This is a genomic window from Azospirillum picis (assembly GCF_017876115.1).
In the GTDB taxonomy this organism is placed as follows: domain Bacteria; phylum Pseudomonadota; class Alphaproteobacteria; order Azospirillales; family Azospirillaceae; genus Azospirillum; species Azospirillum picis.
Map to the genome: position 1 here is coordinate 1 of NZ_JAGINO010000050.1, position 8,077 is coordinate 8,077.

An 8,077-nucleotide genomic window follows, 5' to 3' on the forward strand; every position below is an offset into this window, starting at 1 on the left:
CGCCGATGGTACTGCATCTTAAGATGTGGGAGAGTAGGTCGCCGCCAGGTCACTCAGGCACAAGAGACGCCAAAATCCATACACGCTGCGCAATCCTCTTCACGACCTCCACTCCCTCAGAACAGGACATCCGCGGGGTGGAGCAGCCCGGTAGCTCGTCAGGCTCATAACCTGAAGGCCGCAGGTTCAAATCCTGCCCCCGCAACCAACGACGTTTGACGCCCCGGTTCGAAAGAGCCGGGGCGTTCGTGCGTTTGGACCTTGCCCATCCGATCGGCGCCCTCGCAGACTGCCAGGATGCCGGCCAGTTGGCCGCCCGGAAGGCATCGACGTCCGCGTCGGCGGCCCAGCCACGGTTGCGCACCACCAGCGAGGCGAAGCGGTGCAACGCCTCCAGCCGGGCGTCGGGCAGGTCGTTGCCGGCGCCCAGCGCGGCGATCATGTCCTCGCCCATCTTCTGCATCCGGGCGCGCGTGGCATGGTCGGCAAAGCAGTAGCGGCACTCGTTCTCGAAATTGGCGGTCAGATAGACGACCTGCTGCTCACGGGTGCTGAGCGCGGTCTTGGAGAACAGGTCCACAGACCGTGTAACCGGCCAGCAGTTCCGGCAATTCCGCCATATAGGATTACAGGATGGGCACGAAGCCGAAAGCGGCCTTCACGCCCTCGGAAATCGGCTTTGCGGCATCCGGGGCGGTATCGAGCGTATGGCTGGTGAACTGGGTCGTGGTGGCGGTTCCTTGCTCCGTCGGGTGCGTTCGACGGATCGGACCCTGACCCATTCCAGAGGCGATGCGTAGGCTGGCTGCGTAACCAATGCCTATGCTTCCTGCGAGTGATCCCGCTGGAAATGGCGTCCACTCAAGCCTGCGTCCTCCGTCGGTGCTCCGTCGCCGGTCACGATGGTGGCAACGAACTCCGCGAAGGCGCGCGCCTTGGTGCTGGCCAGCCGGCCGGTGGGGAACACCGCCCACAGGTCGATCGGCGGCAGCGTCCAGTCTTCCAGCACGCGCCGCACCGAACCGTTGGCAAGCTCGGGACCGAACATCCAGTCGGACGCGACCGCCAGCCCCAGATCGGCCAGCACCGCGGCCCGAATGCCCTCCGCGGCGCTGACCCGCAGCCGGCCGCGCACCACCACCGAGGCTTCGGTCCCGCCCTGCCGGAACGACCAGCCGTTGCTGAGCTGGCTGTAGACCACCGCGTCATGGTCGGCGAGGTCGGCCGGCGTCCGCGGCACGCCCGCGCGGGCCAGATACGCCGGCGTCGCCACGACCGAGCGGCCGCCGCTGGCGATCCGCCGCGCCACCGCCGTCGAGTCCGACAGCGTGCCCATACGCAGCGCGACGTCGATCCCCTCGGACACCAGATCGATCACCCGGTCGTCCAGGATCACCTCCATGTCCAGCTCCGGATGACGGTTCAGGAATTCCGGCAGGCGGGGCACGATCAGCAGCCGGGCGAAGGTGGTCGCGGCAGAGATGCGCAGCCGCCCCGACAGGCCTGCACCGGCGCCCCGCGCCTCCAGCTCCGCTTCATCGGCCTCTCGGATGGCAAGACGTGCGCGTTCGTAGAATCGCAGTCCCGCTTCGGTGGGCGTCAGGCCATGGGTCGACCGCAGCAGCAGGCGCACCTGCAGCCGCTCCTCCAACTGCGCGATCGTCTTGGATATGGCCGGCTGGCCCACCCCGAGCTGCCGGGCCGCACCCGAGAAGGAACCGGTCTCCACCACCCGTACGAAGCTGGCCATTGCCTGCAATCGGTCCATCGTTATTCCTGACAGGAATTGCCGTTATCGCTCCGGCCGGTCTGCCACCCGGAGATTGGAATGGCGATAACTCTCCCATCGGCGGCGGCGCTGCAAGGGAGATGCGAAACATGTTCGAGCTTTATGCATTTGCGACGCCGAACAGCGTCAAGAGCCCGATCGCCTTGGAGGAGATGGGCCTGTCCTATGTCCTGAAGCCCGTCAACATCCGCCAGGGCGAACAGAAGGCCCCGGACTTCCTCGCGCTGAACCCGAACGCCAAGGTTCCGGTGCTGGTGGACGGGGCGCTGGTGCTGACGGAAAGCGCCGCCATCCTCGTCCATCTCGCCGAGAAGACCGGCAGGCCGCTGCCGCGCGACGGTGCGGATCGGGCGCGGGTGTTCGAACAACTGTTCTTCCACGCCTCCGCCCTCAGCCCGGCCTTCGGCAATGCCGGCTTCTTCAAGCGCCGCGCCACCGATCCGCAGCCGCTCGCCCAAGCCCGCTTTGTTGCCGGCGACGACTTCACCATCGCCGACATCGCCCATTTCGGCTGGTTGTGGCGCCGCGAGTTCCCCGGCCTGACGCTCGACGGCCGCTCCAACCTCGTCCGCTGGTTCGACGCCGTCGCGGCCCGGCCCGCGGTTCGGCGCGCGATCGCCCGCGTCGAGGCTCTCCTTCAGGCCGCCTGACACCGTCGATCCGAACCAAGCCAATCCAAGGAGTGACCCTGATGTCCCGTTTCGAGAGCTATCGGACTGCCTTCGCCAACGCGCGCCTGACACGTTCCGACAGCGGCGTTCTGGAAGTGAAGCTGCACACCGATGGCGGCAAGCTGGTCTTCAACGGCCATACCCACGAGCAGTTCGTCGACCTGTTCCATCAGATCGGGTCGGATCCCGAGAACCGCGTGGTGATCCTCACCGGATCGGGCGCTGCCTTCATGGACGCCATCAGCCCCGAGGGTTTCGATTTCTTCAGCCCCCGCGGTTACGACAAGATCTTCCGCGAGGGCAAGAAGGTCCTGATGAACATCCTCGACATCGAGGTGCCGCTGATCGCCGCCCTGAACGGACCGGTGCTGCTCCATTCCGAATATGCGCTGCTCGCGGACATCGTGCTGGCCACGCCGGAAACGGTCTTTCAGGACAAGCCGCATTTCGACTTCGGCATCGTCCCTGGCGACGGCGTGAACCTGCTCTGGCCGGAGGTGGTCGGCAGCATCCGCGGCCGCCATTTCATCCTGACCCGCCAGATCCTCGACGCGGAAACCGCGAAGGACTGGGGTGCCGTCAACGAGATCGTGCCGGCCGGCCGGCTGCTCGCCCGGGCGCATGAGATCGCCGAAGGGCTGGCCGCCTTGCCGCCGCTCACCAGCCGTTACACACGCATCGCCCTGACGCAGAAGCTGCGCCGGATCATCGACGAAGGTGCCGGCTACGGCTTGGCTCTGGAAGGCATCAGTGCGGCCGAGGTCGCCCGCTCCGCCGCCGCGAACGGCTGATCCGCATTTCCCTCCACTCCATACGACGAAGGACTTTCCCATGTCGCTCCAGGACAAGCTCGACGCCTTCAAGGCCGATTTCCAGGCCGGCAAGCCGCCCTACAACGTCCCCCGCTCGGTGATCGAAACGATGCACCGCGCCACCGCCGAACTGATCGCCTCGGGCGCCGCCGGCCTTGCGCTCAAGGCCGGGGACAAGGCTCCCGCTTTCACGCTCGACGACCCCGACGGCAAGGCGGTGTCGTCCACCGCCCTGTTGGCGGAGGGGCCGCTGGTGGTCAGCTTCTACCGCGGCGTCTGGTGCCCCTATTGCAACATGGAACTGCAGGCGTTGCAGACGGCGCTTCCGACCTTCCAGTCGCTCGGTGCAAGCTTGGTGGCCGTCTCGCCGCAGACTGCTCCGAACAGCCGCAAGTCGGTGCGCCAGAACGCGCTCAGCTTCCCGATCCTGTCGGACCCGCGGAACGACGCCGCCGCCGCTTTCGGCCTGCGCTTCGAACTGCCCGACTATCTGGTCGAGCTTTACAAGGGGCTGAAGAACGACCTGCCGGCGTTCAACGGCGATCCGAGCTGGACCTTGCCGATGCCCGCCCGCTTCGTCGTCGGGCAGGACGGCACGATCCTTTATGCAGAGGTCAACCCGGACTACACTCGCCGCCCCGAACCCGAGGACATGCTGCCGGCCCTCCGCAGCGCCAACCGGACAGTGGTCGCCTGATCCCTGTCGATCCACCCGCCTGCAACGACGCCCCGTTCCAAGACCGGAGCGGGGGCTGGAGAACCATGATGCAACGCAGTTTCCTCATCACCGGCGCGAGCAAGGGAATCGGACTGGCCCTCGCCCACAGGCTCGCCGCGCGCGGCCATGCCGTCATCGGTGTCGCCCGCAACAGTGTCGACGATTTTCCGGGCACGCTTTATCCGCTCGATGTGGCCGGCGAGGGGGCAACCGGCGCTCTTGTCGACATCGTCGCACGCCACGCTGTCGACGGCGTGGTCAACAACGTCGGCCTCGTGCGCCCACAGCCGCTCGGGGCAGTCGAGTTGCCGGCGCTGGACGAGGTGATGCGGGTCAATCTTCACCCGGCGCTGACGGTGGTGCAGGCGGCATTGCCGGGAATGAAGGCACGCGGCTGGGGGCGGATCGTCAATGTGTCGAGCCTCACCGTGCTCGGCGCCGTGGAGCGCACCGCCTATGCCGCCGCCAAGGCCGCTTTGGTGAGTTTCGCGCGCGGCTGGGCACTGGAGTTGGCGGGCGACGGGATTACCGTCAACGCCGTCTCGCCGGGGCCGACCGAAACCGAGTTGTTCCGTGCCAACAATCCGCCCGGCAGCGTTGGCGAGGCGCGTTACCTTGCAGGCGTGCCGATGCGCCGCTTCGCCAAGCCGGATGACATCGCGGCGGCGATCGCCTTTCTCTTGTCCGACGAGGCGGGCTTCATCACCGGCCAGACGATTCATGTCGATGGCGGGGCCTCGATCGGAAAGGCCGCGTTCTGAGCAAGGACGACATGAGCCGGCCCGCTCATCGACCTTCCGACGGACGGACCTGCCACGCCTTTGCGGCTCTCCCGGTGCAGAGGTTCGGGGTCCTCGCGAACGGCGACCCCGACACCCTCCACTTCGTCGCGGGCTGATCAGGGGGCGAGTTTCACGCCGGAAAGCCGTTCGCAGATCGCGATCAGCCGCTCCTGAAGGCTGCTGTCTCGGCTGGCCGGATGAACCTCGCGGGGCTGCATGTGATAGAAATAGCGGGCCGTCACCAACGCGGCCGGATCGTTGCTGACCGCAAGCCAAGCCTGTGTCCGGTGGGCTTGGTCAAGATCGTCGGTGGCACCCGGACCGCCCATGCGCGTCGCCACCCAGCCCGGCTCGAGCGCATTCGACAGGACGTCCGGCCAATATCCGGCGACGGCAAAGGCCAGCAGTACATTGTGCAGCTTGCTCTCCGAATAGGCCTGGGTTCCATCCCAGCGGCGCGTCTCCCAGGTGATGTCGTCCAGAGCCGCCGATGCGGTGCGATGCAGCCCGGAACTCAAATAGACCAGCCGTTTCGGCTTTTCGATCAGTGCCGTCAGGATGAACGGCGCCAGCGTGTTGATGGCGAAGACATGCGGCAGGCCATCGGCGGTTTCGATGCGCCGCGGCTCGCGATAGCCGATGGCGACATTGTGGATGACCGCGTCATAGGGGCCATGCCGGTTGGCTTCCTCGGCAAGCCGCCTGGTGGCGCGAATGGTCGAGACATCACCCTCGACCACCGCATGGGCCGCAGGCAGAGAGGCAGCGGCGGCTTTGGCCCGCCCACTGTTCCGTGCATGTAGGACGAGCTCATGCCCGCTCTCCGCCAGCAAGGAGGCTGTCATGAGCCCCAGGCCCGTCGAGGAGCCAGTGATGAATATGCGTGCCAATGATTCTCTCCTTCTGGTGGGAATTCTTCCGCAATGCCCTCTCATTTCGGTGCGTGTTTCAGCGCGATCAGCAATGCGGGAATGCCGATGACCGCCGAGATCGGCATGATCGACCATGGTCCGGCATGATCGACGATAACCCCGCCGACGAAGGCGCCGGCCGCAATGGCGCCGTTGTAGGCGGACACGTAAAGCGAGGACGGCGCCTCGGGTCCGTTCAGATGGGCCGCCGCCTTGAATACCCAGGTCTGCATAAGGACCGGCAAGGCGGTATAGGCGGCACCCCAGACCAGGAGAAGGGCGATGACGAGCCCGCGGTTCGTGCCGGCAAAGCTCAGTGCGGCGATGCTGGCGATCAGGACGATCATCGTGACGAAGAGTGTCGGCCGATATCCGCGCGCCATGATCGGCCCGATGCCGAAATTGCCCACCAAGCCCGCGGCGCCGTAGGCCAGCAGCAGGCCGCCGATCCATGCCGTCTCGAAGCCCGTGATCTGCTCAAGGAACGGCGCGATATAGGTGAAGGCAAGGAAATTCGCCGTCATGATGAGTGCGGTCACATAGACCGCCGCGCGTAAGGGCGGTTCCTGCCATGCCTGTGCGACCGTGCTGTGGTTGCCCTCTTGGGTCGCGGCGAGATCGGGCAGGGTCAGCCACATCTTGATGAAGACGGCGAGGGAAAGGACCGCGAGCCCGACGAAGACGATGCGCCAGCCGGCGTAATTGCCAAGGAAGGTCCCAGCGGGAATGCCGAGCACGGAGGCGAACGCCAAGCCGCCATAGACCGCTGACGTGGCCCGGACGGCGTGTCTTCCGGGAACGATCCGCACCGCCATGCTGGCCGCCGTCGACCAGAAGATTCCGATGGCGGCGGCAACGATCAGCCGGCTTGCCAGCAGCACTGCATAGGTCTGCGCGAAACAGGTCAGCACATTGCCGAGCGTGCAGGCCAGGAGAAGGCTGAGCATCAGCCACTTGCGGTTCCAGCGGCGTGTTGCCGCCGTGAGCGGAGTTGCCGCAATCGCCACGAGCAAGGCAAAACCCGTGACCAGGAACCCGGCCTGACCAAGCGACACGCCGACGCCATCCGCCATCCGAGGCAGGATGCCGATGGGCATCAATTCAGTGCTGACGAAGGCGAATGTTCCGAGCGACAGGGCAACGACTGCAAAGGCTTCGGCCAATGGCGAACGCCGTTTGACTTCTCCGATGAAGGCCGCCGTCGGGGCGGAGTCCCCATGATTCTGATGAATGGCGTTTTCCGTCATGCCAACTCTCCGGCTTTGGGGTTCGACGACCATGCCGAAGATCGATTGATGCGCATAACATCGACTTGTCATTTAACCCGTGACTGAAAATCACATATTACCGAAGGAGGCAAAGCTGGACGTCGGGAGTGTCGAGGATGAATTTCGACGGTCGTATTTTGTCCGGCGTTGGCGTACTGGCCGCTGTCGTCGAAAGAGGAACGTTCGCGGGTGCAAGCGAGATGCTCGGCCTCACCCCTTCAGGAGTCAGTCGGTCGATTTCACGGTTGGAGAACCGGCTGGGTATCCGGCTTTTCGACAGGACGACCCGATCGCTGCACCTGACCGATGAGGGCGCGCGCTTCTATGAGGCCGTCGTTTCGCATCTGGAAGGCATCGAGGAAGCGGCTGGCGCCGCATCAGGGGCTGCCAGTTCGGTGCGCGGCCGTCTGCGGGTCAATGTCGATCCGTTCTTTTCCGGGCTGGTGCTGGCACCGCATCTGCGCGGCTTCACGGAGCGTTATCCCGAGCTTCAGATCGAGATTCACACCCGCGACGATGTTGGTGATCTGGTCTCGGAGGGCATGGACGTCGCCGTCCGCTTCGGGCCGCAGCCGTCGTCGTCGCTGATTTCACGGCTCCTGCTGGAGACGCGCATCCTGACGGTGGCCGCGCCTTCGTATCTCGCGGCTCATGGCAAGCCGAAAAGGCCGGAGGATCTCGCCGATCACGCCTGCATCCAGTTCCGCGATCCCCTGACGGGACGGCCATTCGAGTGGGAATTCCAGCGCGGCAAACAGATCCTGCCTGTCCCGACGACAGGGCCGCTCCTGCTGACCGATGTCAACACCATGCTGCAGGCCTGTCTTGCAGGAGCCGGCGTGGCACAGGTTATGTCTCTGGGCACCGGGCACTGGATCGCAAGCGGTGCGCTGATCGATCTCTTCCCGGACTGGCCTGACGAGACCTTTCCACTTTACGCCATTCAACCGTCCCGCCGCCACCCGGCGGCCAAAGTTCGTGCCTTTCTGGATTTCTGTGCTCAACTTGCGAGGAATGAAGCCCCTGATAGCCGCTAGCACTACTTTGGCAGTTCTACTCCCGCCTGCGCGGGACGAGCCAGCACCGACAACATGGACATCGGATCGGCGCGGTCTGATGAATGTGC

At 65.3% G+C, this 8,077-nt stretch carries 8 protein-coding genes, 1 tRNA gene and 1 pseudogene; 6 read left to right on the forward strand and 4 right to left on the reverse strand.

What is annotated here, in order from left to right:
- Nucleotides 1-131 precede the first annotated feature (131 nt).
- Nucleotides 132-208 (forward strand) — tRNA-Met (locus J2850_RS31375).
- Nucleotides 209-487: 279 nt separating this feature from the next.
- Here J2850_RS31375 and J2850_RS32420 read toward each other — a convergent pair.
- Both J2850_RS32420 and J2850_RS31385 read right to left on the reverse strand, forming a co-directional pair.
- A pseudogene (locus tag J2850_RS32420) lies at nt 488-580 on the reverse strand (carboxymuconolactone decarboxylase family protein); the annotation flags it as partial.
- 240 nt (nt 581-820) lie between these two features.
- The gene (locus tag J2850_RS31385; protein WP_209991348.1) at nt 821-1,768 is read right to left on the reverse strand and encodes a LysR family transcriptional regulator; all 948 of its coding nucleotides are present in this window, start codon (nt 1,766-1,768) and stop codon (nt 821-823) included.
- A gap of 110 nt (nt 1,769-1,878) precedes the next feature.
- On the opposite strand from J2850_RS31385, the gene J2850_RS31390 reads away from it, so the two are divergent.
- The 4 genes from J2850_RS31390 (at nt 1,879) to J2850_RS31405 (ending at nt 4,751) form a co-directional block, all read left to right on the forward strand.
- Nucleotides 1,879-2,439 (forward strand): glutathione S-transferase family protein, encoded by a 561-nt coding sequence (locus J2850_RS31390; protein WP_209991351.1) that lies wholly within the window; start codon nt 1,879-1,881, stop codon nt 2,437-2,439.
- Between the two features lie 41 nt (nt 2,440-2,480).
- Entirely contained in the window at nt 2,481-3,251 is a 771-nt protein-coding gene (locus J2850_RS31395) for an enoyl-CoA hydratase/isomerase family protein (RefSeq protein ID WP_209991352.1), read from the forward strand.
- A gap of 40 nt (nt 3,252-3,291) precedes the next feature.
- Nucleotides 3,292-3,969, forward strand: coding sequence for a peroxiredoxin-like family protein (locus tag J2850_RS31400; RefSeq protein WP_209991354.1), 678 nt, complete (start codon nt 3,292-3,294; stop codon nt 3,967-3,969).
- A gap of 65 nt (nt 3,970-4,034) precedes the next feature.
- Complete coding sequence (locus tag J2850_RS31405; protein WP_246513790.1) at nt 4,035-4,751, forward strand: SDR family oxidoreductase; 717 nt, start codon at nt 4,035-4,037, stop codon at nt 4,749-4,751.
- Between the two features lie 137 nt (nt 4,752-4,888).
- On the opposite strand, the gene J2850_RS31410 is transcribed toward J2850_RS31405, so the two are convergent.
- The gene (locus J2850_RS31410) at nt 4,889-5,662 is read right to left on the reverse strand and encodes an SDR family NAD(P)-dependent oxidoreductase (protein WP_209991356.1); all 774 of its coding nucleotides are present in this window, start codon (nt 5,660-5,662) and stop codon (nt 4,889-4,891) included.
- Between the two features lie 41 nt (nt 5,663-5,703).
- Nucleotides 5,704-6,930 carry an MFS transporter gene (locus J2850_RS31415; RefSeq protein ID WP_209991358.1) on the reverse strand — a complete coding sequence of 409 codons (1,227 nt, stop codon included), beginning with the start codon at nt 6,928-6,930 and terminating at the stop codon, nt 5,704-5,706.
- Nucleotides 6,931-7,067: 137 nt separating this feature from the next.
- Between J2850_RS31415 and J2850_RS31420 the strand changes: the two genes are divergently transcribed.
- Nucleotides 7,068-7,988 (forward strand): LysR family transcriptional regulator, encoded by a 921-nt coding sequence (locus tag J2850_RS31420; RefSeq protein WP_209991360.1) that lies wholly within the window; start codon nt 7,068-7,070, stop codon nt 7,986-7,988.
- The last annotated feature ends 89 nt before the right edge of the window (nt 7,989-8,077 follow it).